This window comes from Rhodococcus sp. P1Y (assembly GCF_003641205.1).
Lineage (GTDB): Bacteria > Actinomycetota > Actinomycetes > Mycobacteriales > Mycobacteriaceae > Rhodococcoides.
On record NZ_CP032762.1, the window covers coordinates 248,658 to 275,221 of the forward strand.

General features: G+C 63.5%; 31 protein-coding genes and 1 tRNA gene. 15 read left to right on the forward strand and 17 right to left on the reverse strand.

What is annotated here, in order from left to right; all coding sequences use genetic code 11:
• Positions 1–8 precede the first annotated feature (8 nt).
• Positions 9–470: a hypothetical protein gene (locus D8W71_RS01180; protein WP_121110260.1), complete on the forward strand. Its 462-nt coding sequence runs from the start codon at positions 9–11 to the stop codon at positions 468–470.
• A 25-nt stretch (positions 471–495) separates the two neighbouring features.
• Here D8W71_RS01180 and D8W71_RS01185 read toward each other — a convergent pair whose 3' ends face one another.
• The 8 genes from D8W71_RS01185 to D8W71_RS01220 all read right to left on the reverse strand — a co-directional run bounded on the left by D8W71_RS01185 (position 496) and on the right by D8W71_RS01220 (position 4,680).
• A complete protein-coding gene (locus tag D8W71_RS01185; RefSeq protein ID WP_121110262.1) occupies positions 496–984 on the reverse strand; it encodes an FBP domain-containing protein in 489 nt (162 codons plus the stop codon).
• 23 nt (positions 985–1,007) lie between these two features.
• Positions 1,008–1,580, reverse strand: a complete 573-nt coding sequence (locus tag D8W71_RS01190; protein WP_121110264.1) for a TetR/AcrR family transcriptional regulator — start codon at positions 1,578–1,580, stop codon at positions 1,008–1,010.
• Positions 1,581–1,824: 244 nt separating this feature from the next.
• Positions 1,825–2,541 (reverse strand): siderophore-interacting protein, encoded by a 717-nt coding sequence (locus D8W71_RS01195; protein WP_121110266.1) that lies wholly within the window; start codon positions 2,539–2,541, stop codon positions 1,825–1,827.
• 14 nt (positions 2,542–2,555) lie between these two features.
• On the reverse strand, positions 2,556–3,041 hold the full coding sequence (locus D8W71_RS01200) for a GNAT family N-acetyltransferase (RefSeq protein ID WP_161965376.1): 486 nt from the start codon (positions 3,039–3,041) through the stop codon (positions 2,556–2,558).
• Between the two features lie 179 nt (positions 3,042–3,220).
• Positions 3,221–3,311 (reverse strand) — tRNA-Ser (locus tag D8W71_RS01205).
• Positions 3,312–3,370: 59 nt separating this feature from the next.
• On the reverse strand, positions 3,371–3,568 hold the full coding sequence (locus D8W71_RS01210) for a CsbD family protein (RefSeq protein ID WP_019662842.1): 198 nt from the start codon (positions 3,566–3,568) through the stop codon (positions 3,371–3,373).
• Between the two features lie 93 nt (positions 3,569–3,661).
• Positions 3,662–4,114, reverse strand: a complete 453-nt coding sequence (locus tag D8W71_RS01215) for a nucleoside deaminase (RefSeq protein WP_121110270.1) — start codon at positions 4,112–4,114, stop codon at positions 3,662–3,664.
• A 2-nt stretch (positions 4,115–4,116) separates the two neighbouring features.
• The gene (locus tag D8W71_RS01220) at positions 4,117–4,680 is read right to left on the reverse strand and encodes a tRNA adenosine deaminase-associated protein (RefSeq protein WP_121110272.1); all 564 of its coding nucleotides are present in this window, start codon (positions 4,678–4,680) and stop codon (positions 4,117–4,119) included.
• A 69-nt stretch (positions 4,681–4,749) separates the two neighbouring features.
• Here D8W71_RS01220 and D8W71_RS01225 point away from each other — a divergent pair, with 69 nt between their 5' ends.
• Complete coding sequence (locus tag D8W71_RS01225) at positions 4,750–5,703, forward strand: prephenate dehydrogenase (RefSeq protein ID WP_442972006.1); 954 nt, start codon at positions 4,750–4,752, stop codon at positions 5,701–5,703.
• On the opposite strand, the gene D8W71_RS01230 is transcribed toward D8W71_RS01225, so the two are convergent.
• Positions 5,676–6,191: a putative glycolipid-binding domain-containing protein gene (locus D8W71_RS01230; RefSeq protein ID WP_236077880.1), complete on the reverse strand. Its 516-nt coding sequence runs from the start codon at positions 6,189–6,191 to the stop codon at positions 5,676–5,678. The two genes, D8W71_RS01225 and D8W71_RS01230, sit on opposite strands and share 28 nt — an antisense overlap.
• Positions 6,192–6,490: 299 nt before the next feature.
• On the opposite strand from D8W71_RS01230, the gene D8W71_RS01235 reads away from it, so the two are divergent.
• Positions 6,491–6,814 carry a hypothetical protein gene (locus tag D8W71_RS01235; protein WP_121110276.1) on the forward strand — a complete coding sequence of 108 codons (324 nt, stop codon included), beginning with the start codon at positions 6,491–6,493 and terminating at the stop codon, positions 6,812–6,814.
• 100 nt (positions 6,815–6,914) lie between these two features.
• Here the strand turns inward: D8W71_RS01235 and D8W71_RS01240 are convergent, their stop codons facing one another.
• A complete protein-coding gene (locus D8W71_RS01240; protein WP_121110278.1) occupies positions 6,915–8,753 on the reverse strand; it encodes an ABC transporter ATP-binding protein in 1,839 nt (612 codons plus the stop codon).
• Entirely contained in the window at positions 8,746–10,536 is a 1,791-nt protein-coding gene (locus D8W71_RS01245; protein ID WP_121110280.1) for an ABC transporter ATP-binding protein, read from the reverse strand. The genes D8W71_RS01240 and D8W71_RS01245 overlap by 8 nt, the downstream gene beginning before the upstream one ends.
• A 173-nt stretch (positions 10,537–10,709) precedes the next feature.
• Here D8W71_RS01245 and D8W71_RS01250 point away from each other — a divergent pair, with 173 nt between their 5' ends.
• The 7 genes from D8W71_RS01250 (at position 10,710) to D8W71_RS01280 (ending at position 15,858) form a co-directional block, all read left to right on the forward strand.
• The gene (locus D8W71_RS01250) at positions 10,710–11,696 is read left to right on the forward strand and encodes an NAD-dependent epimerase/dehydratase family protein (RefSeq protein WP_236077660.1); all 987 of its coding nucleotides are present in this window, start codon (positions 10,710–10,712) and stop codon (positions 11,694–11,696) included.
• A gap of 105 nt (positions 11,697–11,801) precedes the next feature.
• Positions 11,802–12,950 carry a DNA cytosine methyltransferase gene (locus D8W71_RS01255; protein WP_201265345.1) on the forward strand — a complete coding sequence of 383 codons (1,149 nt, stop codon included), beginning with the start codon at positions 11,802–11,804 and terminating at the stop codon, positions 12,948–12,950.
• A complete protein-coding gene (locus tag D8W71_RS01260; protein ID WP_121110284.1) occupies positions 12,947–13,774 on the forward strand; it encodes a hypothetical protein in 828 nt (275 codons plus the stop codon). The genes D8W71_RS01255 and D8W71_RS01260 overlap by 4 nt, the downstream gene beginning before the upstream one ends.
• A gap of 78 nt (positions 13,775–13,852) precedes the next feature.
• Positions 13,853–14,257, forward strand: a complete 405-nt coding sequence (locus D8W71_RS01265; protein ID WP_121110286.1) for a very short patch repair endonuclease — start codon at positions 13,853–13,855, stop codon at positions 14,255–14,257.
• Positions 14,258–14,461: 204 nt separating this feature from the next.
• Positions 14,462–15,124, forward strand: coding sequence for a DUF998 domain-containing protein (locus tag D8W71_RS01270; RefSeq protein WP_121110288.1), 663 nt, complete (start codon positions 14,462–14,464; stop codon positions 15,122–15,124).
• A gap of 65 nt (positions 15,125–15,189) precedes the next feature.
• Positions 15,190–15,360, forward strand: a complete 171-nt coding sequence (locus tag D8W71_RS01275) for a DUF1049 domain-containing protein (RefSeq protein WP_236077661.1) — start codon at positions 15,190–15,192, stop codon at positions 15,358–15,360.
• A gap of 9 nt (positions 15,361–15,369) precedes the next feature.
• The gene (locus tag D8W71_RS01280) at positions 15,370–15,858 is read left to right on the forward strand and encodes a GAF domain-containing protein (RefSeq protein WP_121110292.1); all 489 of its coding nucleotides are present in this window, start codon (positions 15,370–15,372) and stop codon (positions 15,856–15,858) included.
• On the opposite strand, the gene D8W71_RS01285 is transcribed toward D8W71_RS01280, so the two are convergent.
• Both D8W71_RS01285 and D8W71_RS01290 read right to left on the reverse strand, forming a co-directional pair.
• Complete coding sequence (locus D8W71_RS01285) at positions 15,844–17,505, reverse strand: dihydroxyacetone kinase family protein (RefSeq protein ID WP_121110294.1); 1,662 nt, start codon at positions 17,503–17,505, stop codon at positions 15,844–15,846. The two genes, D8W71_RS01280 and D8W71_RS01285, sit on opposite strands and share 15 nt — an antisense overlap.
• Before the next feature lie 9 nt (positions 17,506–17,514).
• On the reverse strand, positions 17,515–18,633 hold the full coding sequence (locus D8W71_RS01290; RefSeq protein WP_121110296.1) for a CaiB/BaiF CoA transferase family protein: 1,119 nt from the start codon (positions 18,631–18,633) through the stop codon (positions 17,515–17,517).
• A 173-nt stretch (positions 18,634–18,806) separates the two neighbouring features.
• On the opposite strand from D8W71_RS01290, the gene D8W71_RS01295 reads away from it, so the two are divergent.
• Together D8W71_RS01295 and D8W71_RS01300 are read left to right on the forward strand one after the other, a co-directional pair.
• A complete protein-coding gene (locus tag D8W71_RS01295; RefSeq protein WP_121110298.1) occupies positions 18,807–19,280 on the forward strand; it encodes a hypothetical protein in 474 nt (157 codons plus the stop codon).
• 21 nt (positions 19,281–19,301) lie between these two features.
• Positions 19,302–19,865 carry an isochorismatase family protein gene (locus tag D8W71_RS01300; protein WP_121110300.1) on the forward strand — a complete coding sequence of 188 codons (564 nt, stop codon included), beginning with the start codon at positions 19,302–19,304 and terminating at the stop codon, positions 19,863–19,865.
• A 3-nt stretch (positions 19,866–19,868) separates the two neighbouring features.
• Here the strand turns inward: D8W71_RS01300 and D8W71_RS01305 are convergent, their stop codons facing one another.
• The gene (locus tag D8W71_RS01305) at positions 19,869–20,498 is read right to left on the reverse strand and encodes a 3-oxoacid CoA-transferase subunit B (protein WP_121110302.1); all 630 of its coding nucleotides are present in this window, start codon (positions 20,496–20,498) and stop codon (positions 19,869–19,871) included.
• Entirely contained in the window at positions 20,495–21,256 is a 762-nt protein-coding gene (locus tag D8W71_RS01310; protein ID WP_201265221.1) for a CoA transferase subunit A, read from the reverse strand. The genes D8W71_RS01305 and D8W71_RS01310 overlap by 4 nt, the downstream gene beginning before the upstream one ends.
• Positions 21,257–21,412: 156 nt before the next feature.
• On the opposite strand from D8W71_RS01310, the gene D8W71_RS01315 reads away from it, so the two are divergent.
• From D8W71_RS01315 to D8W71_RS01325, 3 genes are all read left to right on the forward strand, one after another.
• Positions 21,413–22,198 carry an IclR family transcriptional regulator gene (locus D8W71_RS01315; RefSeq protein WP_121110304.1) on the forward strand — a complete coding sequence of 262 codons (786 nt, stop codon included), beginning with the start codon at positions 21,413–21,415 and terminating at the stop codon, positions 22,196–22,198.
• Positions 22,199–22,315: 117 nt separating this feature from the next.
• Entirely contained in the window at positions 22,316–23,248 is a 933-nt protein-coding gene (locus D8W71_RS01320; protein ID WP_121110306.1) for a universal stress protein, read from the forward strand.
• On the forward strand, positions 23,245–24,645 hold the full coding sequence (locus D8W71_RS01325) for an amino acid permease (RefSeq protein WP_121110308.1): 1,401 nt from the start codon (positions 23,245–23,247) through the stop codon (positions 24,643–24,645). The genes D8W71_RS01320 and D8W71_RS01325 overlap by 4 nt, the downstream gene beginning before the upstream one ends.
• A gap of 55 nt (positions 24,646–24,700) precedes the next feature.
• Here the strand turns inward: D8W71_RS01325 and D8W71_RS01330 are convergent, their stop codons facing one another.
• Both D8W71_RS01330 and D8W71_RS01335 read right to left on the reverse strand, forming a co-directional pair.
• Positions 24,701–25,243 carry a gamma carbonic anhydrase family protein gene (locus D8W71_RS01330; RefSeq protein WP_121110310.1) on the reverse strand — a complete coding sequence of 181 codons (543 nt, stop codon included), beginning with the start codon at positions 25,241–25,243 and terminating at the stop codon, positions 24,701–24,703.
• Between the two features lie 135 nt (positions 25,244–25,378).
• Positions 25,379–26,479 carry a GAF domain-containing protein gene (locus D8W71_RS01335; RefSeq protein ID WP_121110312.1) on the reverse strand — a complete coding sequence of 367 codons (1,101 nt, stop codon included), beginning with the start codon at positions 26,477–26,479 and terminating at the stop codon, positions 25,379–25,381.
• Positions 26,480–26,564 lie beyond the last annotated feature (85 nt).

Consider the following 26,564-nt stretch of genomic DNA (forward strand, 5'->3'; position numbering starts at 1 on the left):
CAGTGCCCATGAAGCGGATGCTCTGTGCCGGTGTTCTCGCGATTGTCGTGCTCGCCGGATGCAGCGACGACGACCCTGGCCTCGCTCCCCCTGCGTCGACCACGCCAGTACAAACGTCGTCGGTGGCAGCTGCCGTCGAACCCGCATCCCCGACGCCTGCACCCCCGGTCGAGTCGGAGGCCGCCGGGACGCAGGACGCCGTCGCGCCTCCCGAGGCACCCACGCCCGACCCGATCGATCCCGTGCTCGGTTCCGATCGGCCGACGGGTGAGCAGTTGTACGTCGAGACCTGTCAGCAGTTCGTCACGGCGATCGACGCACTCGCAGCGACCGGGCTGACCTCTCGCGAGCAAGCTGCGGACGGTATCTCCGCACAGCTCCAAGCAAACCCCAGCTGGACGACAGTTCCTCCCGAGGATCAACAGCAGATGCTGCGCGGTCTCGACGCCGCCGGGATCGGTCGTTGCTGATGCGCGGTACAACTGCCCGATCGTTCTACGAATACAGCCGCCCGACGAATGCGTTCAGGTTCTCCTTCGCACGCTCGACCCGCTCGTCGGGAGTGAGGTTCTCGCGGTACCGATTTCCGATCGCCGGTGTCTTGGTGCCGCGCGCGTAGAGCGAACATGCCAGGTCGCTGCACATGTAGGTGCCGACGGTGTTACCTTTCCGTCCAGATTCTCCGACCTTGCTCGCCGTCATGAGCGAAACGTGTCCGCGTCCGTGGGTCGTCGTGCAGATCGTGCACATCTGAGCACGATCCGATCCACCGGTTTCATGCTTCAGCGCGATGCCGACGAGCCCGTCGTCACCAGGGACGACGATGTAGCTCCGCCCTGCATAGGATGGGTCGGACCACCCGAGGAAGTCGAGCTGATCCCATTGTGTATCAGCAAGATTCTTCGGTACGTTCAGTCGCTTGGCGTCGCCTTTCGAGCAGTTGACGAACGACGCTCGTATCTCTTTCTCGGTTATCGGTTTCATGATCTTCTCTCCTACAACGTTGTTCAGCGCGATGGCCAGTTCTCGAGCGCATGATGAAGCACATCCAGCACACGTAGCCACGATTGCTCGGACTCACGCCCGTTGCCGTGACTGAATCCGCCCGACGCCTCCAGCGCGATGAATCCGTGAAAGGTACTGCCCAGCAGTCGTACTGCGTCGGTTTCGTCGGGTTCGGTCAGGCGGTAGGCACGCAGTATCGCCCTCGACATGTGCGAGTGCTTGTGCGCGTCGCTCGCCGAGGCCGCCTCCGAATCGAGCTCGAACTGCGTCGAGGCATACCGCCCTGGATGCTCACGCGCGTAGTCGCGATATGCACCTGCGAACGCGACCAGCGCGTCCTTACCTGCGCGACCGGCCACGGCGTCGGACACCCGGTCTGCCAGCTCCGACAACGACGCTGCCGCAACACGCTGACGTAAGTCGCGCAGGTTCTTGATGTGCGAATAGAGGCTCGCATCCTTGACCCCGAACGACTTCGCCAGCGCAAGCACGGTGACGTTGTCGAACCCGATCTCGTCGGCCATGTCCGACGCCGCTTCGGTCAAGCGAGCGACGGTGATGCCGGCGCGCGCCATCCACTACCTCCAGCCTAGTTCCAGTGGTCTATTTCCTAGCCACACTAGGAACCATAGGCCACTCCAACCGGCGACGCCACCGAGTTGTTCCGGCCTCCATACAGGACGGCCTCGATCGCTTGAATGGTCCATTCATACGGTCAGATAGCTTCGGCGGTCCATTCAAGCAGCGGCCGAACCCGTGCACCATCGCTTGAATGGTCCATTCATATTGCCTGTCAACATGAATGGACCATTCAAGCGATCATTTCCAGTACGCCTGCGACTTGATCGATTCCTTGCGGAACCCGTGGTTCGTCTTGAGCGTCTTGACGATCGAGCGGGTAGACCTACCGTCGCACGCGACCCATGCGAATGCTCCCGGCGCGGGCGAGAGTTCCTCGGCGGCCTCGCGGAGCAGTCTGCCGTCGTCGATTCGTTGTAGCCAGGTCACTTCAGTAGCGGAACCGGCGTGGACGGGCAGAGTCACGTCCGAGTCGTACTGCCATTCCAGCCACACCTTTGCGGGCGTGTCACCGATCGCATCGAGGATGGTGTTGATCGCGGGCAACGATGCCGTGTCCCCGAAGATCAAAAACTCCGACGGCGTCGGGTCCGGGATGGTGAAGCTCGATCCGTTGCTACCTCGCATCAAGGTTGCTTCGAGTACATCGCCCGGCTCGGCGTTCTCGGCCCACCTCGAAGCGGGACCGTAATGCACGGCGAATTCGATGGCGAACGTGTCTTCCTCGGGGTTCTGCCGCACCAGGGTGTAGCCGCGCTGGCCTTCCTTGCCGTTCCCGTCGTCGAACCACACTCGCACCCACTGCGTCGGATGAACTGGATGGTTCTGGAGCAGACCACCGCCGGTGAATCCGATACGGATGTACTTGTCGGTCACTGGTTCTTTCGACGTGACGGTCAACTTGTAGTCGTCCGTCTTGTACGCCTTCATGATGATGCCTTCAACGCCTCTGCCCATAAGGGAAGGGTAACCTAATTCGAAGTGTAAATGTGCTCGACCGGTCTGGTTCCGTCGGCCATGATCCAATTCGCGGGCCTGGTGTCGATCAAAGTCCACCCGGTGCGTTCGTAAAGCCGAATTGCGTGCTCGGAATGCTCGATGACGTCGAGCATCAGGGTCCCCCTGGTCCGTGCCGCTTCGAGAAGCAACTCGCCGATCTGCTGACCGCGCGTGCCAGGACGAACCAGCAACCTCGACACCCACAGTGCGTCGTCTCGGTCGACGAGGCTGACATGACCGAGGATTCTGCCGTCGGTCACGGCGATCCAACTGTCCGCGTCGGGCAACAGCCACGCCTGCGGATCCTCGGGCCAACGATCGGGGTACCGGTCGGCTTCGTGGACTTCCCGCAGCACCCGGACGCATTCGGGCAGATCACTCAGGCGTCGGCGACGGATTTCCACCTGGTCGACGCTACCGCCCGCCCCTGGGGGTGACCGAATGACCCATTCGGTCACCCCCGGCCCTTCCACGCGCGGGTTCCAGCCCAGGCGCGGGTTGCAACGCGCGCGTGGGCTGGAACACGCGCGCGCCCACACCTTCGAAGCAACCGCACACCTTCCAGACAACCGGAACGTGGGCGAACCACAGCGTGGACACAAAAAACTCCCCACCCGACGAATCGGATGGGGAGTTTTGGCGGTGGCGGAGGGATTTGAACCCTCGGACGGGGATTACCCGTCACACGCTTTCGAGGCGTGCTCCTTAGGCCGCTCGGACACGCCACCGCGAAGAACAATACCGCAGCAACGGCCTGAGGCTAAATCGCCTGGTCGAGCAGCTTCCGTCAGTTACCGGTGAGCTTGTCCTTGATGTTGGAGGCTGCGTCCTTGACCTTCTCCGCGCCGTCCTTCACTGCGGAGGAGAGCTGATCGCCCTTGCCTTCCTGGCGAAGCTCTTCGTTACCGGTGGCTGCGCCTGTGGCTTCCTTGGCCTTGCCGCCCAGATCCTCGGCCTTGTTACCGATTTTGTCGTCGAGTCCCATTTTTGCCTCCTGAGGATGCGTCACTTAGGAACACGATTTCCGCGTTCCCCGCACACGGCTTACCCACCGCCTACCCCGACAAACATGAGAAGTTCATAAGCGTTTGGACACGAAGAAGTCACGCAGAACTGCGCCGCACTCGTCCTCGAGAATTCCTCCGCGAACCTCGGGCCTGTAGGTCAGCCTCGGGTCCCGAACCACATCCCACAGCGATCCAACCGCGCCGGTCTTGGGCTCCCACGCCCCGAACACCACTCGAGACACTCGGGCGAGAACCAGCGCGCCCGCGCACATCGTGCAGGGCTCCAACGTCACCGCGAGGGTGCATCCTTCGAGCCGCCAGCCGTCGCCGTGCACTCGCGCTGCGGCCCGCAGGGCCAGGACCTCGGCATGAGCCGTCGGATCGCCGGTTGCCTCACGGGCATTCGCAGCGCGGGCCAATTCGTGACCGTCCGCGTCGAAGACCACGGCTCCCACCGGCACATCGGCCGGGGAGGCATCTCCCGCAGCCGCCAACGCAGCGCGGACGAGCTCGAGATCGTTCACCGCTACCGAGGAAGCTTGTCCAGGACGGCTGCGAGCTCGTCGGGAAAACCGAGCCTTTGAGCGATGGATCCGAGTTGCTCGTCGGGATAGAGGTCGGTCTCGGCGACGATGATGCCCATGACGGCCTCAGGAAGGCCCAAGTCGGTCAGAAGGCCCATGTCCCCCTCTGGCCACGGCTCGATGTCGTCCAGCTCGTCCTCGTCGAAATCGGGGATGTCGATGTTGAGTTCGTCCAGCACGTCCGCGGCGATGTCGTACTCGCCTGCAAGACTGGCGTCGGACAGAAGAAGGCGCGTGCCCGACGGCGCGGGCCGGAGGACGACGAAGAACTCGTCGTCGACGTCGAGCAAACCGAAGACAGCCCCGGAGCTTCGCATCTCGCGCAGTTCGGTCTCGGCCGCCGAAAGTGACAACAACGCGCTGGACGGTAGAGGAGTCACTTTCCACTTGCCGTCCTCGTGCACCACCGCGACACCGAAGCCCTCGAGATCGTCGAAGGCGTTGCTATCCGGACCGTCGAACTTCTTCGCCTTGGCGGAGTTGTTACTCCCGCGCTGTGCAGCCATGCGCGCAACGGTAGTCGCCAGACCGCCTCGAAATGAAGTCCACCGTGCTCACCTGTGAAACTAGAGCCTGTGACTACTGCTCCCGTCTGTGTACTCGGGTTAGGACTGATCGGAGGATCGGTACTTCAGGCTGCCGTTCGTGCTGGCAGAACTGCGTGGGGATACAACCGTTCCGCCGACGCGATCGCCGGGTCGATCCAAGCCGGGTACGACACCGGCACCGATCTCACCGCTGCACTCACCCGTGCCGCCGAGTCCGACGCGCTCATCGTCATCGGGGTTCCGATGTTCGCGCTCGACGAGATTCTCGACGCCATCGCGGAGCATGCGCCGAACAATCCCGTCACCGATGTCGTCAGTGTCAAGGCCGAGGTCGCCGCGGCTGTGCACCGGCACGGGCTGGGCGCACGCTACGTCGGGGGCCATCCGATGGCGGGAACGAATCAGTCCGGCTGGTCAGCCGCTGACCCTGACCTGTTCACCGATGCGGTCTGGGTCGTCGGGGTCGACGACGGGGCCGACCCCGACGCGTGGCGCGCGGTTGCGTCGCTGGCGTTGGACTGCGGATCCGTCGTCGTACCAGTGGAAAGCGGTGAGCACGACCGCGCCGTCGCACGCATCTCTCACCTCCCGCACGTGCTGGCGGAGACGCTCGCCCTGGTCGGCGCGGCGAGCCCGTTGGCGCTCGGCCTGGCCGCGGGATCGTTCCGCGACGGGACTCGGGTGGCGTCGTCGTCACCCGAGCTCGTTCGAGCGATGTGCGAGGGCAACGCCGACGCACTCGTCCAGGCCCTCGACGAGACGCTGGCTCTCCTGAACAGGGCACGGGAGGAACTGGTCGACGAACGGTCGACCAAGACACTCGTCACCGCAGGCCACAACGCACGGACGTTGTACGAGCAGCACGAAAGGTTCGACATCACCGGTGTCGAACCGGGTGACGACGGCTGGCTGGAGAAATACAGAGCCGCCGGACGACGCGGTGGCGTCGTGCGTCAGATCCGCTCGGCGAGTCCGGGGTAGTCGAGGACGAAGCCGTCGGCGTCAACGGTCACCGAGGAACTGGACACCGGCGAGAGCACGTGGATGCCGTCGGCGCCGCTGCTGTAGGTGAGGCCGGCTTCCTGGATGCTCAGATCGAGCAGGTTGACGTAGACGACGGGAACCTCGACATCGGTCGAGTCGGTGTGGAGGCCGAGGCGCCTGATCGGCAGCGTGTTGAAGAACGGGCTGAACACGACGTCGACGTCGAGTGCATCGTGATACGTCGAACGCTGGTGGTTGGTCGAGTTCTCGATCATCCAGTAGCCCTCGTCGTCGCGGCTGACGGATGCCTGCTTCTCCCCGCCCGCCACGGAAGTACGCAACGACAGACGACGGGTGACGCCGTTCTCGTCCGTTACCAGGTCGTACGACGCACTGAACGCCGGATGCTCCGAGCAAGCGCCACCAACGATGCGGCCGGCAGCCTTGATGCGATTTCCGTTGAGCTGTACGCGGACCGACTCCATGCGAGGTGCATCGTGCGCGCGCCACGTCAGGATCGCCGGCCAGGGCGGCGTCGACGGAGGTGGCGCTGGGGTGGAAGCGCGTTCTGCACCCGATGTTGGAGTGGTCACCCGACTACGGTAAGCGACAGAGGGGTTGCCAGATCAAGCGGTGCTGACTTTTCTGCTCCCGCTGGCGCAATCCACTACCCGATTCGTGAGATTTCTACCCCTCGGACGACGCATTTCCCGCCGATCCGCGTGGTGGCCGTTACACGGGCCCTCTGGCCTGAGACTGCTCACGCTCACTAGTCTTGGACGCTGTGACTGCAGGTGGCTTCGACTTCGCGCATTCCGAGCAGGCTGCGAAAGCTCGACAGGACAAGGCGACGGCCCTCGCGCGCTACGTGTGGGATCTGGGGATCGACAGCTCCGAATTGTTGGCACTGCCCGACACATCGCGGCGCAAGCTCGCCCGATCTGCCGGCATCACTCCCCCGAGCACCTTGGAAACGTGGACCATCGCCGCCGAACTACTCGACCGCAAGAGTGAATGGGCGGCCGCCAACCCCGATCACCCGTCTGCGCGCCCCGCACACGCCGACGAGAAGATCATGTGGGTGAAGCCGCCGATCACGCCGTGGTAGTGCGGCTTCGCCGCCCGTGCGTGAAGAGTTACCGCCCGTCGTAACTACGCACTCACGGCTCCTGAGCTGCTCGTGAGTGCGTAATTACGCTCCTGTGTCACTACCCGCGCACGGGTGCCGAAGGCATCGTTTCCTCCCACGCGTCGTGGAGATCGGCAAACCGTCCGTGCCGGGCGATGAGATCGTCGGGCGACCCGTCCTCGACGATGGCGCCGTCCTCCATGACCAGCACTCGATCGGCGATGGCAACCGTCGACAGCCGGTGCGCGATGATCAACGCCGTTCTTCCCTGCAGCACCGTTTCCAACGCGCGCTGAACCAGTCGTTCGCTCGGGATGTCGAGGCTCGAAGTCGCCTCGTCCAGCACGATCACCGCAGGTGCCGCCAGGAACACCCTGGCGAACGCGACGAGCTGACGCTGACCGGAACTGAGCCGCCCGCCCCTCTTGCGCACATCGGTGTCGATCCCGTCCGGCAGCGTGGCGATGAACTCCGTCAGCCCGACGGCTTCTGCCGCGGCCGCCACCTCGGCATCCGTCGCCGACGGTTTGCCGAGCCGGATGTTGTCCGCGACGGAACCGGAGAACAAGAACGACTCCTGCGTCACCATCACGATGTGCTCACGCATGTTCTCGTCACCCAGGGTCCGCAGGTCGATGCCGTCGAGACTGACCGAGCCTTCCGTCGGGTCGTAAAATCTGGCGAGAAGCTTCGCCAGAGTGGACTTTCCGGCGCCTGTGGCCCCGACCATGGCGACGACCTGACCGGCCGGAACGTGCAGCGAGAACTCGGGCAGCACGATGCGGTCGGCGTTGTAGGCGAACTGCACTGTGTCGAAGTCGATGTCCCCGCGCGCGTTTTCGAGCCGCACCGGATTCCGAGGTGCCAGCACCGACGGTTCCTCCTCCAGCACACCGGAGATCTTCTCCAGCGCTGCTGCGGCCGACTGGTAGGCGTTGAACACCATGGCCAGCTCGTCGAGCGGCCCGTAGAACCGACGTAGATAGAGCACATATGCGGCGAGAATGCCGATATCCATGTGTCCGTTGATCACTCGGTAACTTCCGAATACGACGATGATCGCGAGCGTGAGATTGCCGATCCACCGGACGATGCCGGTGTAACTGGCCATCCCGCGCAGCGCAGCAGTCGTCGCGTCGCGATACTCGGAGTCCTCGGTCTTCAGAATCGAGTCGTTCCGAGGTTCCCGCCGGAACACCTGAACCGCCCGAATCCCGCCCATCGACTCCACGAAGTGCACGACGACCCTGGCGATCGCCACACGAGTTCGCCGGTACCCCGTGCGCTGACGACGCTGCGACCATCGCGTCACCAGGACGAGCGGCACGAAGCCCGCAAGAACGATCAACGCAAGCGGCAGATCGAGATACACGAGAATGATCGCGATGCTGACGATCGACAGGACCGCCGACAAGGCGTCGTTCAACGCACTTTCGAGCAACGTCTGAAGCGATTCGACGTCGCTGGTGATCCGCGAGATCAGCCGACCCGATGTGTACTTCTCGTGGAAAGACAAGCTCAGCAACTGTGCATGCTTGAACACACGCTTGCGCAGATCGAACAGGATTGCTTGGCTCAAACTGCCCGAGACCATCAGGAACGTATACGTGGTGATCGCACCGAGGATGCCCACGGCGATATAGCCGAACACCGTCCACGCCAACGGCGTCCAGTTGCCACCGACCGCGGCGGAGATGCCGTTGTCCAACGCGTACGCGATGAACAACGGGCCTGCGACGAACGCAAGGTTGTCGACGATGATGATCGCGAGAGCCAGCAACGCCTGCTTCTTGTACGGCCGGACGAGTGAGAACAGCAGCCGCCGCGACCTGCCTGCCAGAACCAGGTTGCCGGTCGGGTCGACGTCGGACTCCTCGTTTCCTACTCCTCGCCAGTCCTTTTCGCCCTGCTCAGTCATCGATGGATCCCATCACGTGGCGGTACTTCGACGAGGTCGCCAACAGGCGTTCGTGCGTGCCCTGTTCCACGATTCTTCCGTTCTCCAGGTAGAGCACTCGGTCTGCGAGTGCGGCAGTGGACGGCCGATGCGCGACGAGCAATGTCGTCGAGTGCGTCAGGACTCGTCGTAGGTCTGTTTGCACCAGCGCTTCGGTATTGACGTCCAGCGCCGACAGTGGGTCGTCGAGCACCAGAATCCTCGGCTTGCCGAGCACGGCTCGGGCAAGAGCCAGTCGCTGACGCTGCCCACCGGACAGGCTCATTCCCTGCTCGCCGATACGAGTGTCGAGTCCCCATGGCAAGGTCTCGACGAAGTCTCGTGCATGTGCGATGTCCAACGCTTCATCGACATCGGCGTCCGATGCGCCAGGCCTACCGAGGGCGATGTTCTCGCGGACACTCGCCGAGAACAGAACCGGATCCTCGAAAGCCACCGACACCACCGACCGCAGATCGGCCAAAGACAGTGTCCTGACGTCGATGCCATCGATCGTGACGGCACCACTCGTCACATCGAACAACCGCGGAACCAAGTTCGTCAGCGCCGTCTTGCCGCTCCCGGTGACGCCGACCAGAGCGACCGTCTCGCCCGGTTCGATGCGGAACTCGACGTCGGTCAGCAGCGGGGCGGAGGCGTCGGGAAACGTGAATCCAACGCTGTGGAATTCGAGTATCCCGTGCACATCACGCGGCAATGGAACAGGATTCGCGGGTCCGGTAATCGTTTCGGGAGTGTCCATGATCTCCCAGTAACGATCGGCCGCGGTGCGCGCATTGTTCAGCTCGGCGAGTAGGAAACCGAACGATTCGATGGGCCAGAGCAGGAACGCCACGATCGCCATCACCGCGACGAGCATGCCTGCCGTCATGGTGCCCTGAACGATCGAATACGTGCCGAATGCCAGCATGGCGCCGATGCCGACCGGTGGAATGCCGACGATGAGCGCCCACAAGATCGCCAGGTACCGCACCTTCGTCATCTCGGTGCTACGCAGGGTTGCGGCCTCGCGGATGAATCGGCGACCGAGGTGCGCACTGCGACCGAACGCCTTCAGAACCCGGATGCCCTGAATGGACTCCTCGACGGTCGTCGTGACGTCGCCTGCCTGGTCCTGAGCGTCGCGTGCGACGATCCGATACAACGTCTCGAACCTGGTGCAGATGATCACCAGCGGAATGCCCGTCACCGCCATGATGAGGCCTAGTTGCCACGACTGTACGAACAGCACGCCGAGACCCGCTATCAATGCAACGGTGTTGATGATGATGAACGGTCCGACGAATGCGACAAACCGCCGTAGCGAGGACAGGTCCGCGATGGCCCTCGACAGCAGCTGTCCCGACTCCCAGCCCTCATGGGCTGAGACGGACAACCGTTGAAGTTTTTCGAATACGGCTGCGCGAGCTGATATTTCGAACTGGCTCGACGGCCCGGACACCAGGTAACGACGGATCCAGATACCGACAGCGTCGATCGTTCCCAGCAGCAGCACCAGCGCGGCGGGCCACCACACGCCCGCGAAATTACCGTCGGTGATCGGTCCGTCGATGACTCCCTGAATCACGAGCGGTATGACCAGGCCGGTGAGCGTCGCGATCAGTGACGCTGTGATCGAGAAGATGAAATGCCACTTGTACGGCGCCAGGAACGGCAGAAACCGGGCCAACGAACTCGGTTGGGCGGCCTTCGGGTTCGGCTGATCCAGCGTGGTCATCTGCGGTTCGAGCACACCCGTGGACACTCTTCGTTCTCCTCACCTGCTGTGAAATGAATGATTTCATTCCCACAGCCCTAAGGCCAACCGATTTTTCTGCCGGCACATTCCATCCTCGAACCTAAACTATGGTTCAGGTCAAATCTGCTCTGAGCCGAAACGGTTGTCGACAGGATTCAGCGACGGCGATCATGTTCGTCATGAGGATGTTGGTCTTGGGAGGAACGCGGTTCGTAGGCCGCGCCATCGTCGACGACGGTATCGCCCGCGGCTGGGAGGTGACGATGCTCAATCGTGGCGTCACCGGTTCGGTGCCCGCTGGGGTGGAGCTCGTCCGGGCCGATCGGACGGACAGACGAGCATTCGACGACGCAGTCGCCGGTCGGCAGTGGGACTTCGTCGTCGACACCTGGGATGGACCTCCGGAGGTCGCCACCGACAACGCGCTCTCGCTGACGGGGCACGTCCCTGGTTACGCGTACATCTCCAGTGTGTCCGTGTACCGATGGGGTTTGCACGTCGACGAAAGTTCTCCAGTGGTCGATGTCTCGTCAGTGGTGGATGCCTCGTCGGGCGGCGCCGACTACGCAGCGAGCAAACGCGGCGCCGAGCTGGGCATCCTCGCCTCGTTTCCCGACGCACTCCTGGCTCGGGCAGGTTTGATCCTCGGGCCGCACGAGGACATCGGACGCCTACCCTGGTGGCTGAACCGGATCGCTGCGGGTGGCCGCGTCGTCGCGCCGGGGGCACCCGATCGACCATTGCAATATGTCGATGCTCGTGATGCCGCGTCGTTCGTTCTTTCCGGGCTCGAGCGCGGAGCCGTCGGCCCGCACGACGTGGCGAGTAGATCCGGGCATGCGTCGATGTCCGAGCTTCTGACCGCATGCATCGACACTGTGCGATCCGACGCCGAGCTCGTGTGGATCGACGAGGCCCGTCTGGCTGCGGCAGGGGCGCAGCCGTGGACGCATCTGCCGTGCTGGGTGCCTCCGTCCGGTGAGTTCGCCGGATTTCTGAAGGCCGACACGTCCAAGGCGGTCGCGGCCGGGTTGGTGTGCCGCCCCGCCGCGTCGACGGTCCGAGATACCTGGGCTTGGATACGCCGGGAGGGTATGCCCGCGCATCGACCGGACCGGCCGGTGCACGGACTTCCTCCCGAAATCGAAAAGGAACTACTCAGCTGACGCAGGCGCACCGCGACGGTTGGCGAAACCTGTCGGAGTTCTCGAGTAACGTTCTCCAAAGAGTTTTCGCTTCGGGAGAGAAGGGTGCGCGTGGGTTCGCGATCGATGGTCGGGCTGTTCGCCGGAATCGGCGGGCTCGAGTTGGGGCTCTCGGAGCAGGGCTGGTCGAGCGAACTGCTGTGCGAAATCGACCCCGGCGCCGGTGCTGTTCTCGGTGCCCATTTTCCCGACGTTCCGCTTCATCGTGATGTCACCAAACTGCGCGGGTTACCGTCGGGCACCGAGTTGGTAGCTGCCGGCTTTCCGTGCCAGGACCTCTCGCAGGCAGGTCGGACGGCCGGTATCACCGGCGACCGCTCAGGTCTGGTCGACGAGGTTTTTCGGCTCGTCAAACGACGCAACGGGCCGCGGTGGCTGTTGATCGAAAATGTTCCATTCATGCTGCAGCTCGGGCGCGGCGCGGCAATGCGGCACATCACCGATGCCCTGTCCGATCTCGGATACATGTGGGCGTACCGCGTCGTCGACGCCCGGTCGTTCGGACTTCCGCAGCGCCGCCAACGTGTGCTGATGCTGGCCTCACGGACCGAAGATCCTCGCGAGATTCTGTTCTCGCAGGACGAAGGGCCGCTACCCGACGGTGACCCGTCCGAGCAACCGTGTGGCTTCTACTGGACCGAAGGCACTCGTGGTCTCGGGTGGGCAGTCAATGCGGTCCCCACGCTGAAGGGCGGATCGTCCATCGGCATCGCCAGTCCGCCGGCCGTTCGTCTGCCGTCCGGTGAGATCGTCACGCCTGGCATCGTCAGTGCTGAGCGACTGCAGGGCTTCGATCCGGACTGGACGGCTCCCGCTGTGTCGGTGCCCGGAGTTCGGGCCGGCCATCGGTGGAAACTCGTCGGGAATGCGGTGAGTGTCCGGATGGCGTCGTGGGTTGCGTCGCAGCTGGAGCATCCGCAGGTGCACGATGCGTCCGAAGACGTTCAGATGGTGCCCGGTCAGGCTTGGCCCGCCGCGGCCTGGGGAGCGAAGGGTTCGGCGTTCAAGGTCCACCGCTCGACGTGGCCTGTCCACGAGCCGTACGAGAACCTCAGCGATTTCCTCGAGGACTCGCAACTGCTCTCGGCGCGAGCAACCGCTGGTTTCTTGAAGCGGGCGCGCATGGGCAATCTTCGCTTCGTCCCTGGATTCCTCGACGACGTCGAATCCCACCTCGACCGTATGGGCGGACACCCGAACCCAAGGGCCGCATGAGCGATCAGCTGTTTCCAGACCCGCCGGCGCTGGCTCGCCCGCTAGCACTCGCGGGCTCCAAACCGGCACCCGACGCCGATAGAAGCGACAAGAAGAACTACGCGCAGCGACTGTCGAATCATCTGGCGCAGACCGTCGCCGACGCCCTGCGGCCGCACTATCCGAACATCACTCCCGACGCGATGGGCGTCGGGCAGGAGGCGCAGGTCGACGTCGCGAAGGGGCGCAAGCGGCTCGACGTCAAGGCCCTCGATCCGACGCTCGGCTTGATTCTGTGTGTGTCCATCAAGACATACAGCTTCCGCGATTTCAGTCCGCGGACCGGCAAGTTCGGCCGCTGGACCAAGAACATCGTCCGGAATGACCACGAATTACGCGGCGAGGCAATGGTTCTGCACCAGCGCCAGCCGTACAGCGTGTTGATCGCCGTCATGTTCACCCCGTTCGCCACGTGCGACGACGGTGATGCATCGAAAGCCAGTGACATCGGCAAGTCGTCGTTCGCGCATCACGTCACAACGCTGTCCAAACGGTCCGGTCGGGGCAAACGGGCCGTTTTCGGTGGAACCGCGAAGATGTGGGTCGACCTCGGAGCCGAGGACACCCGCTACGACTTGTTCGAGAAGGTCTTCATCGGTCTCTACAACCCGGACGGCGAGGTCCGGTTCTTCGACGTCGACGAATCCCCTCCGCGCAACGGCCGGCCCTCCGATTCGCAGACCCTGACGTTCGAGGAGTTCACCGCGGTCGTCCACAGCGAGGTCGAGCGTCGCAACAAGTTTGCCCCGACCTGGTCCGAGCCCGAGGACAGCGAAGACGGCTAGGAGTGGAGCCTGCGGAATGACCCGGCTCGGCTAGGAGTGGAGCCTGCGGAATGACCGGATGGGGCTAGTTTGGAGTTTGTGGGCAGACCGGTGACCGATGCTGCGACCAGTGCGCGGCTGAGCAAGCAGCGGCGACGCGATACCAAGCCAGAAGTTGCACTTCGGCAGGAACTACACCGTCGAGGCCTGCGATATTTCGTCGATCGCGCACCGCTGAAGGGGATGAGGCGTCGGGCAGATCTCGTGTTTCCCCGACGAAAGGTCGCCGTGTTCGTCGACGGATGCTTCTGGCACAGTTGCCCGATCCACGCGACGAAGCCGCGCAACAACGCCCAGTGGTGGGCGGACAAGTTGGATGCCAACGTCGCCCGGGATCGCGACACCGACGACCGTTTGGCCGCTCAAGGCTGGACCGTCGTACGCGTGTGGGAGCACGAACCTGCATCCGATGCAGCCGACAGGGTCGTACACGCGCTGGGCTGAGTACGGACCGGGCCTCGGCCTGACCGAATGACTGTTTCGGTCTCCTACCGGGTGAGCGAATGTCTGTTTCGGTCTCCCACGTGAACGAATGTCTGTTTCAGTCACTCAGAGTGCGCGAATGTCTCATTCGGTCTCCCAAGCGAACGAATGTCTCATTCGGTCTCCCCCCCCGGGCCGCCGACCGGGCAAACTACTGTTGCTGGAGTGACGCGACGGAGAGTCACCGCGACGACGGTGTTACTGGTGCTGGCCGGGGTTTTGTACTCGGCGTGGGTGGCGGAGTTCTTTCTCGACACCGGCCTCGACCCTGCGCATTCGTTTCTGAGTGAACTCGACGCAGCGGATCAGCCGTATCGGCATTTCTTCAGCACCGCGGACGCGATTACGGGCGTTCTGTTGATCGCGGCGGCGGGACTGGGCAGCGTCCTGGATCGTCGAGCCCTCACGACCACGGGTTGGATTGCGATTGCAGTGTTCGGTGCGGCGACCATCGCGGACTCGCAACTTCCCATCGAATGCGTCGCCGAAAACGATCCATCCTGCCCCGTCGAGCCGAGCGGGTTGTTCCCGCAGCTCCACCACGTTCACGCACTGACCAGCACGATTGCGGTGTTCGCAGTGTTCACCGCGATGGTGGCGTTCACTGTTGCGGCTTTCCGCTATCGCACGCTTCCGCTGCTCAGGACGCTCGGGCTTGCGGTGCTGATCCTCACGTCGACCGCAACCTTGTGGCTGATGATCGCGGACAACCTCCCCGGCTCCTACGGACTCGGCATTGCGCAGCGCATTCAGGTGTCCGGGATGTCGCTGTATCTCGTCGTACTCGGCTGTTCGGTTCTGGGTCGAAGGCCAGCGCTGACCGGGTAATTTGCTGATGTATGTCGGGTAGAAATCGAGCTCTGAGCATTCTGAAGACACACTGGATACCTATCGTGCTGGTGATCCTCGCGGTGGTGTTCATTGCCGAGAATCGGTACCGCACTACCATTGAGCTGTTCTGGCTGAAGATCACGTCGCCGTTGTGGCTGATTCTGCTGGTGCTGTTCGCCGTCGGTTTTGCCGCCGGGCGCCTGAGCGCTCGACGGAGAGCGATCAACAAATAGACTCGGTGCATGTCGTTCACCGCAACCACACTCGAAGGCACCAAGGCCGAGCAGTACGAGCAGCTGACGCAGCAAGCTCGGGCGCTTGTCGACGGTGAATCGGATCGAATCGCCAACGCCGCGAACATATCCGCGCTCGTCAATCATGCATTGTCCGACGTCAATTGGGTCGGCTTCTACCTGTTTGACGGTACCGAACTCGTCGTCGGCCCCTTCCAAGGACAGCCTGCGTGTGTACGGATCGCCCTGGGCCGAGGAGTATGCGGAACCGCCGCGACCACGAGGGAAACACAGCGCGTGCCGGACGTTCACGCCTTCCCCGGACACATCGCATGCGACGGAGCAACCCGCTCCGAGCTCGTCGTACCTCTCTACGACGGCGACACACTGGTCGGCGTGTTCGACCTCGACAGCCCCATCCCCGACCGCTTCGACGCCGACGACCAGGCCGGTCTCGAAGCGATCGCGCAGGTATTCGTCAGGTCACTGAGCGTCTGACGCCGCCTCGAAGAACCACGCCATCACCACCGCCCCCGGATCCTCGACGCCTACCACCGACTCACCCAGGTAGGAGGCGCGTCCTCGGTTGGCGGTGAGGTGCTCGGTTGATTGGGCTCCGGAGGTCGCTGCAGCCGCTGCGGCCTGTAGACCTTCCTGCAAAGTTGCCGCACCTTCGAGGGCATCGACGGCCGGGGCGATGGCGTCGACCATTGTTCGGTCGCCCACGTGCGCACCGCCGAGTTGGACGATCTTGTCCAGCCCACCACGCGCGGCGGCGGTGATGGAGGCGAGGTCGACTGATTCGAGAGAGGTGTAGAACTGGCGGAACCAGATTCCGAACAATGCGCCCGACGTCCCTCCGGCGTGTCCCAGGTACGCTTCGGATACTGCCTCGAATACTGTTTGTGCTGAGTAGGTTTCGCGAATACTTGGCAGGTCGAGCTGTTCGAGGGCGGAGACCATGTTGGTCCCGAAGTCGCCGTCGCCTGCGCGCCGGTCGAGTTCGGTGAGCGCCGGCTCCTCGGCAAGTACCTTCTCGACCCAGGTTGCGATCCACGTCGACACGAACGGGCTACGTTCGCTGGCAGTGTCACTCGGTTCGAAACTCGGGCCGAAGCTTTCGCGTTCGCCCAGTACCGAGTCGCCGGTAGCGTGCGCGTTGGGCCACGCCGGTGCATCGGTGGGGGCGTCGAAGAGTTCGAGCATTTCTTCGTCGACCCGGACGAGCGTGATCGACGCGCCCGCCATGTTCAGCGCGGTGACCAGGCTTCCTACGAGCGGTCTTGCTACGTTGATTCCTTTGTCGGACAGCATCTCTGCCAGTTCGCCGTACAGCAGTTGCAGTTCCATCGGATGCGTCGCCCCGAGCCCGTTGACGAAGGCGATGACGGACTCGTCCTTCTGGAGTCCGAGGGAGTCGACGATGGGGTCGACCAGCGCGGCGACGATGTCCTGGGCAGCCATCGCCGGGACGCGCGACGTCCCTCGTTCGCCGTGGATCCCGATGCCGAGTTCGATCTCACCGTCGGGCAGGTCGAAGGACGGTTCGCTGGAGCCAGGCAAGGTACATGGGCGCAGGGCAACAGCCATGCTGCGTGCGTTGGCGACCACTCGCCGTCCTATCGCTACGACGTCTGCCAGTGAGTCACCACGCTCCGCCGCTGCGCCGCAGATCTTTTCGACGATGACCGTCGCGCCGGTTCCCCGACGTCCAGGACCGTCTCCGTCTGCTCGTTCGGTGGCAACGTCGTCGTCGACGAGCACATAGTCGGCTTCTATGTCGTCCTCGCACAACAACTCTCGGGCGACCTGGAAGTTCATCACGTCACCGGTGTAGTTCTTGACGATGTGCAACACACCGCCTCCGACGCTGACTGCCTTGGACGCAACATGGACCTGCAGCGAGTTCGGCGACGTGAACACCAACCCCGGGCATACACCCGCAAGCATCCCGCGACCGATGAATCCCGCGTGCATCGGTTCGTGGCCGCTTCCACCGCCGGACAGTAGTGCGACACGGCCGGACGGCAGAGGTTCCTTACGGGTGAGAAACCCTGGATCGGCATGCCATGCGATGTCACCGGAGGAGGCGACGAGGCCGCGGATGGCGTCGGCAACGAACGTGGACGGCGAGTTGACGAACATTCCTCCACCCTAGCCAGGCATGGCCGGGGGCGGCAGGCGATAGCCGACGGGCGTGGCCGAGAAGTCGATGGGATTGCGAACACCCTGGGTCACGGTTCCTGGGACGTTCACCCGCGGATTCAGACCGATGGATTCCGCAAACGCGAACGCCTCGTCGATGGTGTTGACCGGCCCTGCGGGGACGCCGCGACTCGACAGTGTACGGTGCCACTCGTCGGCCGAGCGGGTTCGGAATGCGGCGGTCAGCTCGTCGATCAGCGCGTCCCGGTTCTGCACTCGGTTCGAATTGCCCACGAAGCGATCGTCGTTCGCCAACCAATCGAGTCCGCACACCTCGGCCAACGTCGCGAACTGTGTATCGTTTCCCACCGCAAGCGCGAGCGGCCGGTTGGCGGTCTCGAAGACTTCGTACGGCACGACCGACGGGTGCTTGTTGCCCATCGCTGTCGGGACGACGCCTGCGCCCAGGAAGGCAGCAGACTGGTTACTGAGCGCTGACAGCACACACGACATCAAGGATGTATGCACGTGCTGGCCTCGTCCCGACACCGAACGGTGATGCAGCGCAGCAAGAATACCGGTCAGTGCGTGCAGCCCGGTGACGATGTCGACCATGGCGACGCCGACCTTGGTGGGTGTGTGCGGATCCGGTCCGGTGACACTCATCAGTCCGCCGACGGCTTGGACCAGCAGGTCGTACCCGGGCAACGACGCCCCTCCCCCGGTGCCGAACCCCGTGATGGAGCAGTAGATCAATCCAGGCCGATCAGCCGACACCTCGCGATATCCAAGGCCGAGTTGGTCCATCGTGCCCGCACGGAAGTTCTCGATCACGATGTCGGCGCCGGCTACGATCTCCCGTGCTTCGGCGATCCCCGCCGCGGATTTCAAGTCCACTGCGCGTGAGGTCTTGTTGCGGTTCACCGAGGCGAAATAGGTTGCAGTACCAGTCGAGTCGTATGGCGGACCCCAGGATCGAGTGTCGTCCCCGTCGCCGGGACGCTCGATCTTGATCACGTCGGCGCCCATGTCACCGAGCATCATCGTCGCGTACGGACCAGCAAGGACACGCGAAAAGTCGGCGACGACGAGGCCCGCGAGCGGACCAGTGTTCGAGTTTTGCTCCACCCCGCCATAGTGGCACGGGTCAGTGCACACTGACCCCGATGTCACATTCGGGTGTCAACTGACGACAATACGGACGAAACGACCCGGAGATCGGTGTTACCTTTTCGATGGTCCGCCGTGCTCACCACCGGTCCTCAACCCCGGGCCGGGCCACACCACCGTCAGGGAGTTTCATGAACAAGCGGAGCGTTGTTCGAAGCACTGCAGTTGCAGCACTCGCGGCCGGATCGGTGCTCGCGGGCGCCGGCACCGGCCACGCCACCGAGTTCTACTTCTCGCCCGAGCAGCGGATCTACACCCTCGCCGAGCAACCCCAGTGTCTGGGCGGCACCGTCGACGTCAAGGTGAATCGCAACGACTCCAGGCCGAACATCATTGCGGCGGACTTCACCACCCACCTGTACAACCCTGCGTGGTCGGGTTCGGCGAACTATGAGTGCTTCCTGACGATCGATGCAGCGTGGAGAAACCACACGACCGGTGCAAGCGGAGTTCTCGCGCACCAAGTTGCCAGCTGGCGATTCCAAGGTCCCAACATTCGCAACCCGTATGTCGACATCGATACCGGAGCAGGTCCGGTCACCGTCACGTTCACCACTCGCACCGCTCACGCACCGAGTCCGACGTTCGAGGTTCCCGCGATCTGAGCACCGGTTACGCTCGCCGACGTGAGCGACTGGAAACCGGGACCTCGGGCTGCACTGATCGTGGTGGACGTCCAACGCGCATTCTCCGACGCCGAGTTCTGGGGGCGGCGGAACAATCCTAAGTGCGAGTCGAACATCGCTGCACTCGTGGAGCACTGGAAGACGACGGGACGCCCGCTGGTGTTCGTTCGACACGACTCCGAGAACACGGCGTCGCCGCTTCACCCGTCCAACTCCGGCAACGCATTCGCGGAGTTTCTCACCGGAGAGCCCGATCTCCTCGTGTCCAAACGGGTGAACTCCGCCTTCCACGGCAGTCCCGACCTGCAGCAGTGGCTCGACGAACACCGCATCGAGCAGATCGTCGTGTGCGGCATCACGACCAATCACTGCTGCGAAACCACCGCGCGCGTCGGGGGCAACCTCGGTTACGACGTTGCGTTCACACTCGACGCCACCCACACCTTCGACAGAGCAGCTCCCGACGGCACCACCGTGGACGCAGACCTGTTGGCCCACATCACCGCAACCAACCTTCACGGTGAATTCGCCACGGTGGTCACCGCCGCCGACCTCCTGGCATGACCGTCAGCTCAGCACCGCGCCGGTCGCCGCTACCACTTCCTCGCGCGTTACGCCGGGTGCCAGCTCGGCCAGCGCGAGCGATCCGTCTCCGACGACGTCGATGACGGCAAGGTCGGTGATGATGCGGTTGACGACGCCCTGGCCCGTCAGTGGAAGGGTGCAGGTGTCGAGGATCTTCGGATTGCCCTCGCGGTCGGTGTGTTCCATGACAACGATGACGCGCGCAGCACCGTGAACGAGATCCATCGCCCCGCCCATGCCCTTGACCATCTTGCCGGGCACCATCCAGTTCGCGAGATCTCCTGAACGCGAGACCTGCATACCGCCGAGGACCGCGGTGTCGATGTGGCCACCGCGAATCATGCCGAAGGACAACGAGGAATCGAAGAACGCCGCACCGGGATTGACGGTGACGGTCTCCTTACCCGCATTGATGAGGTTGGCGTCGATGTTTTCCTCGGTGGGATACGGTCCCGTGCCGAGGATGCCGTTCTCCGAATGCAGTGTCACTCGAACGTCATTCGTCAGGTAGCCGGGAATCAGCGTGGGTAGACCTATTCCCAGGTTGACGTATTCACCGTCGACCATTTCGGCTGCGGCTCGTTCGGCCATCTGCTCGCGGGTCCAGCTCATGCCTGTCCTCCTGCACTGATGGTGCGCTTTTCGATGCGCTTGTCCTGCGGCCCGGTCTCGACGATCCGCTGAACGAAGACCCCCGGCAGATGCACTGCGCCCGGATCGATTTCGCCAGGCTCGACGAGGCGCTCGACCTGTGCGATCGTGATCCTGCCTGCCATGGCCGCCAGTGGATTGAAGTTCATCGCGGTCTTGTCGAACACCAGGTTGCCTTCGGTGTCACCCACCAAGGCATGAACGAGTGCGTAATCGGCGGTGATGGACTCTTCGAGTACGTACCGCTTCGATCCGAACACGCGAGTTTCCTTGGGAGGCGACGAGATCGCGACGGAGCCGTCGGCGTTGTAGCGCCATGGCATACCTCCGTCGGCGATCGGGCTACCGACACCGGCAGGGGTGAAGAACGCCGGAATACCGGTACCGCCTGCGCGGAGCCGCTCGGCGAGGGTTCCCTGCGGGGTCAGCTCGACTTCCAGTTCACCGGCCAGATATTGCCGCGCGAATTCCTTGTTCTCACCGACGTACGACGCCGTCACCCGAGCGATGCGCCCGATCGACAACAGAATTCCCAGGCCATGGTCGTCGACGCCACAGTTGTTGGAGAAGACCTCGAGATCCGTCGCCTCGCCCTCCCCGATCGCGCCGATCAAGGCGTCGGGAATTCCGCATAGGCCGAACCCTCCCACCGCGATCCGAGCACCCGTACCGATGTCGGCGACCGCGGACGCTGCCGACTCGTACACCTTTCCTGCCACGTGAATCTCCTTACGTCCATACAGCGAACGTGCTGTAGCTCTGCAGTAGTAGATCCTTTGCAGCCTGATCGTCAAAGCGAACGCCGGAAAGTGGTCGGAGACCGAACCCAAAGAGCTAAAACGTTCATTGAGTGAACGCTCCGATAGACTCGCGATATGCCGCCGAACGTCGTCGCTCGCACCACCGCACTACTCCGTGCCGTCGGTAGCGCCGAGCCGGCAGGAGCGTCGACCACCGAATTGGCCCGGGCCACCGAATTGGCACGGCCCACGGCACATCGACTGTTGACGTCGTTGGCGTCCGAGGGCTTTCTCGACCGCGACAACGCAACCGGCCGCTGGACCCTCGGCCCGGAGATGTATCTACTCGGATCGGCGGCTGCGAGCAGGTACGACATCACCGACCACGCACGGCGCGTCGTGCATACCTTGGCCGCAGCCAGCGGCGAGAGCGCCTTCCTGTCCGCGCGGCGCGGCGACGAGACCGTCTGTCTCCTGCGTGAGGACGGCAGCTTTCCTCTGCGCTCGCACGTCTTGTACGAGGGAATCCGATTGCCGCTCGGGGTGGCGTCGGCCGGTTTGGTCATCCTCGCGCACCTTCCCGACCGAGAGGTCGACGACTACCTTGCGAGAGCCGAACTCCAACCGGACTGGGGACCGCAGCACTCACCCGACGCTCTGGCGGGCAGGATCGGTGCGACTCGCGAAACCGGGTACGCCGTCAATCCGGGCTTGCTCGTCGAGGGCAGCTGGGGAATCGGCGCCGCGGTGTTCGATCGAAACGGCATGCCGGCGTGGGCGCTGAGCTTGACCGGAGTCGAGACTCGGTTTCGAGTCGAACGTCATCGCGAACTCGGGACGCTGTTGCTCGAACAGGCGCATGTCTTGACCGGTCTGCTGCGACCCCGGCCGGTTGGGCGAAGTCACCACCCGGTCCCGTGACGACTCGAGCGGAGCGGACTGATCCACTTCCCCTGCGCGATCGCTACCTCGGTCTCATACTGTTTTGATCTTGCTGTACTCCTTTTTCGCGGAGGCGGCTCGTCTCACGGAGGCGCTATGGGGATCGACATGAGTGCGCTCGTCGGCTGGATTCCCGACGACTCAGGGCACGACGCCCTCGCGCTCGCAGCCAGGTTCGCCGCATCGGGCAGCGTTGCTGTACGAACCTGCACGGTATTGCCCCAATCGTGGCCCTTCCCGTCGATGGCGAAGGTGGACGCCGAGTACCAACGCTGGCTGTCCGAGCACGGCGTTTCCGCTGTTCGTGCCGCCCAGGCGGCAATCGCGGAATTGGGTGTGCGAACGGCCGACCCTGCTGCCTTCTACGTCACCAACACCGCCGAGAGTGCGGGCTTGAACGAAGCGGCCAAACAGTACGACGCGGACATCGTCGTACTCGGCAGCGCGGATGGCCCTGCAGGCCGTTTCGCACCGGGCAGCACCACCGACTCCTTGCTTCACTCTTCGTCAGTTCCACTCGCACTGGCTCCCCGCGGCACACGCGAGACAGTGAAGCCCATCGGCCGCATCAGTTGCGCATACGTGGGCACCTCCCAGTCCGAGGACGCACTGCGAACAGCGACCGTGCTGGCCGCAGCATGGTCGGTGCCGCTTCGACTCATCGCGTTCGCGCCACGCGCCTCCACATCCTTTCCGCCGCTGGGTGGTTACGGCGCGGAGGACGTGGTCAGCGCTGGGTGGAAGCAACAGGCCGAGAGCCTGCTCGCCGACGCCAGGGCTGCACTCTTCTCGACGCGTTCCGATCTCGAGGTCGACACTGCCACCGTGGCCGGACACGGCTGGGAGGCAGCGGTCGACGCCGCCGCGTTCACCGATTCCGATCTCCTGGTCGTCGGTTCGTCGCGCCTCGGTCCGATCGCCCGCGTGTTTCTCGGGTCCTCGGCGTCGAAGATCATCCGTTATGCGAAGGTGCCCATGCTCGTCGTGCCCCGCGGCAGTTCTCTACGCGCGAATCTGGAGGAACAATGAGTACATTGCTGCGGCGCAAGCCGATCGGCGACATCGCCGCCCTCGAATCCGATCACGGTGGGACACAGCTGAAGCGGAGTATGAACACGTTTCAGCTGACGTGTATCGGCGTCGGTTCCACCGTCGGCACCGGCATCTTCTTCATTTTCAGCAACGCTGTTCCGCTGGCCGGACCCGCGGTGATCTTCTCGTTCATTCTGGCCGCGATCACCGCAGGATTGACCGCGCTCTGTTACGCGGAGTTGGCGTCGAGCATTCCGGCTTCCGGTTCGACGTACACCTACGCCTACACGATCCTCGGGGAGTTCGTCGCGCTGCTCGTGGGCGCCTGTCTCATTCTCGAGTACGGGGTCTCGACCGCCGCGGTGTCGGTGCTGTGGAGCCAGTATCTGAACGACTTGCTCAATCGGTTGTTCGGATTCCAGATACCCGACGTGCTCAGCCACGCACCGGGTGACGGTCTCGGATTCGGAATCAATGTTCCCGCAATCGTTCTGGTTGCACTCTGCGCGCTACTGCTGATCCGAGGAACCAGCGAGTCCGCACGAGTCAACGCGATCATGGTGGTCACCAAGATCGGTGTGCTGGCCATGTTCGCCGTCATTGCGTTCTTCGGCTTCGACATCTCCAACCTCGAACCCTTCGCGCCCTTCGGCGTTGCAGGCATCGGCGCTGCGTCGGGAATGATCTTCTTCACCTTCATCGGCCTCGATGCCGTGTCCACCGCCGGCGAGGAAGTCGAAAACCCCAAGAAGACACTGCCGATCGCGCTGATCACAGCCTTGATCGTCGTGACGGCCATCTATCTGATCGTCACTTTCGCCGCGATCGGCGCCCAGAAATACACCGAGTTCGACGGCCAGGAAGCGGGCCTGTCGGAAATCCTGCAGAACGTCACCGGCACCGAGTGGCCGTCGATCATCCTGTCCGCCGGCGCCGTCGTCTCGATCTTCTCGGTCACGCTCGTCACGCTCTACGGGCAGACTCGTGTGCTGTTCGCGATGAGCCGAGACGGAATGATCCCCAAGGTCTTCTCCGATGTCAGCCCGAAGACGCTCAGCCCCATACCCAACACCATCATCGTCGCGTTCGTCGTTGCCTTGATGGCGGGGCTGTTGCCACTCGACTTCCTGGCCGACCTGGTGAGCATGGGCACCCTCGTCGCGTTCACCGTGGTGTCGGCGGGCGTCATCATCCTGCGCAGGCGCGAACCAGATCTGGAGCGCGGTTTTCGGGTGCCGCTGTACCCCGTGCTCCCGGTGCTGTCCATCGTCGCGTGCCTGTATCTGATCTCCACATTGCACTGGGAGACATGGCTTCTGTTCGCGATCTGGCTCGCACTGACGACGGTCCTGTACTTCACCTATTCACGGCATCATTCGCGCCTGAACGTATAACCCAGTGGTGTGGTCAGGTGCCGCCGAGGGCGCTTAATCGTGCCACTACGTAGTGCTACACCGGCCTAGCGGATCGATGCTGCTTCAGCAGTTCTCGGTAGACCGCCGCGTTGAGCCCGTTGTGGTTCACTTCGTCCTCGGTGAGCTCGCGGCGGATCTTGGCGGGCACACCAGCGACGAGTGAGCGCGGCGGTACCTGGGTGCCTTCGAGGACGAGTGCGCCGGCCGCTACCAAGCTTCCCTCGCCGATGACTGCGCCGTTCATGACGATGGCGCCCATGCCCACCAGAGTGCCGTCGCCGATCGTGCAGCCGTGCAGCACCGCGTTGTGGCCCACGCTGACGTTCTTGCCGACCGTCAGAGGGAAGCCCGGATCGACATGCGCTGCGACGCCGTCCTGCAGGTTGCTGCCCTCGCCGATGGTGATGTCCTCGAACTCGGCGCGCAACACTGCGCCGTACCAGATTCCCGACGACGCCTCGACGTTCACTCGACCCACCACTGTCGCGGTAGGCGCGATCCAGGCCTCGGAGTCGATGTTCGGGCTTCCGCCCTCCAGCGCCCACAGTGGTCCAACCGTCGTTCGATCGTCCGTCATGTTCTTGCCCTTCCTCGTACGTCTCGAGTCACGCCCACTCTGCCCGATCCGACTTACTACTCGCCGTTCAACCCACCGCGTGCCTCGAAGATCGATCGAATCCGGTGGATGTTCGGGCGAGTAGCCACGCAGCGCTCAGGTTCGGGAGTGCGAACTCCCGGTGTCGTCCGGCGACACAGGATCGGGATCGTCGCTCGAGCCGACGACGACAAGCTGCACGAGCATGAGCCCGGGCCCACCCGGTTCTTTCGGCAGGAGGACACCTTGCGCGTCCACTATCGTCCACCCGCCACCGAACCGGCGGAGCCTGACGGCGTCGACGGAGCCTTTCGTGGCGGTACCGGCGAACAGTCCGGACGCTGCCGCGAATATCCGCTCGACGTCGTCGGGATGCGGGGTGTCCCGATCGTCGACGATGCCCTTCCACTGAATGTCAGGAGGCGGATCGGTGAGCCATCGAATGAGCCGATTGTGGGTGACGTCCATCAGGACGAGCGCCACTTGAGGCGACACCTGACCGAGGGCGGCGAATGCCACGGATTCCAGGCGTGGCGTCGAGACCGTGTCGGACTGAACTGCGTGAATCAACCCTCGCCACCTGGAGGGATCAGGCGTCACCGTGAATACGACGTGCAACCGGGCGTCACGTGCAGTCGCCAGCCCACTCCAAGTGGCACCGTCCTCGGGTTGCGGCGAAAGCAGGGCACCGATTGCCGTCACTGCGTCGTCGACGTCGACGTATCGAAACACCTCGTGCGAGGTGAAACTGGTTCGTCCGTCGATCCCCGGTTCGCCGACGACATGACGCAGCTGGTCGGGGTCGACCACGAACGAGCGCCGATCCACCTCGAATGTCACGGCCAAGGCCTGAATCGGGACCGGATCCGGGACCAGACTCGCATCACCGATCCACACGAACACTCCGTGTACACCGCGGCCTGGACCGAGGACGGGGTGCAGGAGAACCCTGGTTCGCACGGCGCCGGTGGGAACGGTGACGTCCACACTGCGTGCGTCTGCACGCACGCGTTCGAGCAATCTCCCCACCTCGCCGACCACCTGCGTCGATGATCTGCCTCCCACCAGGGCTTTGATCGCGCGGGGCAAAGACGACATTTCGCGCGCCCTGCCTCCGAGGGACACCACGGACGCGCGATCGGCGTGAATGGTCTCGACCAACAGCCACGACGGACGCGAAGGATTCTGACTGGAGTACGTCGTCGCCCCGGAGTTCACCCATACAACACTAATGCGAACCAACCGTTACGAATACCTATACCCTGGGTCCACGTTTTGGTCCACGTCCCAACTGATAACGGGC

Excerpts from the sequence above, each read along its gene's own strand:
- D8W71_RS01180 (WP_121110260.1), top strand. The coding sequence starts at position 9 with ATGAAGCGGATGCTCTGTGCCGGTGTTCTCGCGATTGTCGTGCTCGCC.
- D8W71_RS01185 (WP_121110262.1), bottom strand. The coding sequence starts at position 984 with ATGAAACCGATAACCGAGAAAGAGATACGAGCGTCGTTCGTCAACTGC.
- D8W71_RS01190 (WP_121110264.1), bottom strand. The coding sequence starts at position 1,580 with ATGGCGCGCGCCGGCATCACCGTCGCTCGCTTGACCGAAGCGGCGTCG.
- D8W71_RS01195 (WP_121110266.1), bottom strand. The coding sequence starts at position 2,541 with ATGGGCAGAGGCGTTGAAGGCATCATCATGAAGGCGTACAAGACGGAC.
- D8W71_RS01210 (WP_019662842.1), bottom strand. The coding sequence starts at position 3,568 with ATGGGACTCGACGACAAAATCGGTAACAAGGCCGAGGATCTGGGCGGC.
- D8W71_RS01220 (WP_121110272.1), bottom strand. The coding sequence starts at position 4,680 with ATGGCTGCACAGCGCGGGAGTAACAACTCCGCCAAGGCGAAGAAGTTC.
- D8W71_RS01230 (WP_236077880.1), bottom strand. The coding sequence starts at position 6,191 with ATGGAGTCGGTCCGCGTACAGCTCAACGGAAATCGCATCAAGGCTGCC.
- D8W71_RS01240 (WP_121110278.1), bottom strand. The coding sequence starts at position 8,753 with ATGACTGAGCAGGGCGAAAAGGACTGGCGAGGAGTAGGAAACGAGGAG.
- D8W71_RS01250 (WP_236077660.1), top strand. The coding sequence starts at position 10,710 with ATGAGGATGTTGGTCTTGGGAGGAACGCGGTTCGTAGGCCGCGCCATC.
- D8W71_RS01255 (WP_201265345.1), top strand. The coding sequence starts at position 11,802 with ATGGTCGGGCTGTTCGCCGGAATCGGCGGGCTCGAGTTGGGGCTCTCG.
- D8W71_RS01260 (WP_121110284.1), top strand. The coding sequence starts at position 12,947 with ATGAGCGATCAGCTGTTTCCAGACCCGCCGGCGCTGGCTCGCCCGCTA.
- D8W71_RS01280 (WP_121110292.1), top strand. The coding sequence starts at position 15,370 with ATGTCGTTCACCGCAACCACACTCGAAGGCACCAAGGCCGAGCAGTAC.
- D8W71_RS01285 (WP_121110294.1), bottom strand. The coding sequence starts at position 17,505 with ATGTTCGTCAACTCGCCGTCCACGTTCGTTGCCGACGCCATCCGCGGC.
- D8W71_RS01295 (WP_121110298.1), top strand. The coding sequence starts at position 18,807 with ATGAACAAGCGGAGCGTTGTTCGAAGCACTGCAGTTGCAGCACTCGCG.
- D8W71_RS01305 (WP_121110302.1), bottom strand. The coding sequence starts at position 20,498 with ATGAGCTGGACCCGCGAGCAGATGGCCGAACGAGCCGCAGCCGAAATG.
- D8W71_RS01315 (WP_121110304.1), top strand. The coding sequence starts at position 21,413 with ATGCCGCCGAACGTCGTCGCTCGCACCACCGCACTACTCCGTGCCGTC.
- D8W71_RS01320 (WP_121110306.1), top strand. The coding sequence starts at position 22,316 with ATGGGGATCGACATGAGTGCGCTCGTCGGCTGGATTCCCGACGACTCA.
- D8W71_RS01325 (WP_121110308.1), top strand. The coding sequence starts at position 23,245 with ATGAGTACATTGCTGCGGCGCAAGCCGATCGGCGACATCGCCGCCCTC.
- D8W71_RS01330 (WP_121110310.1), bottom strand. The coding sequence starts at position 25,243 with ATGACGGACGATCGAACGACGGTTGGACCACTGTGGGCGCTGGAGGGC.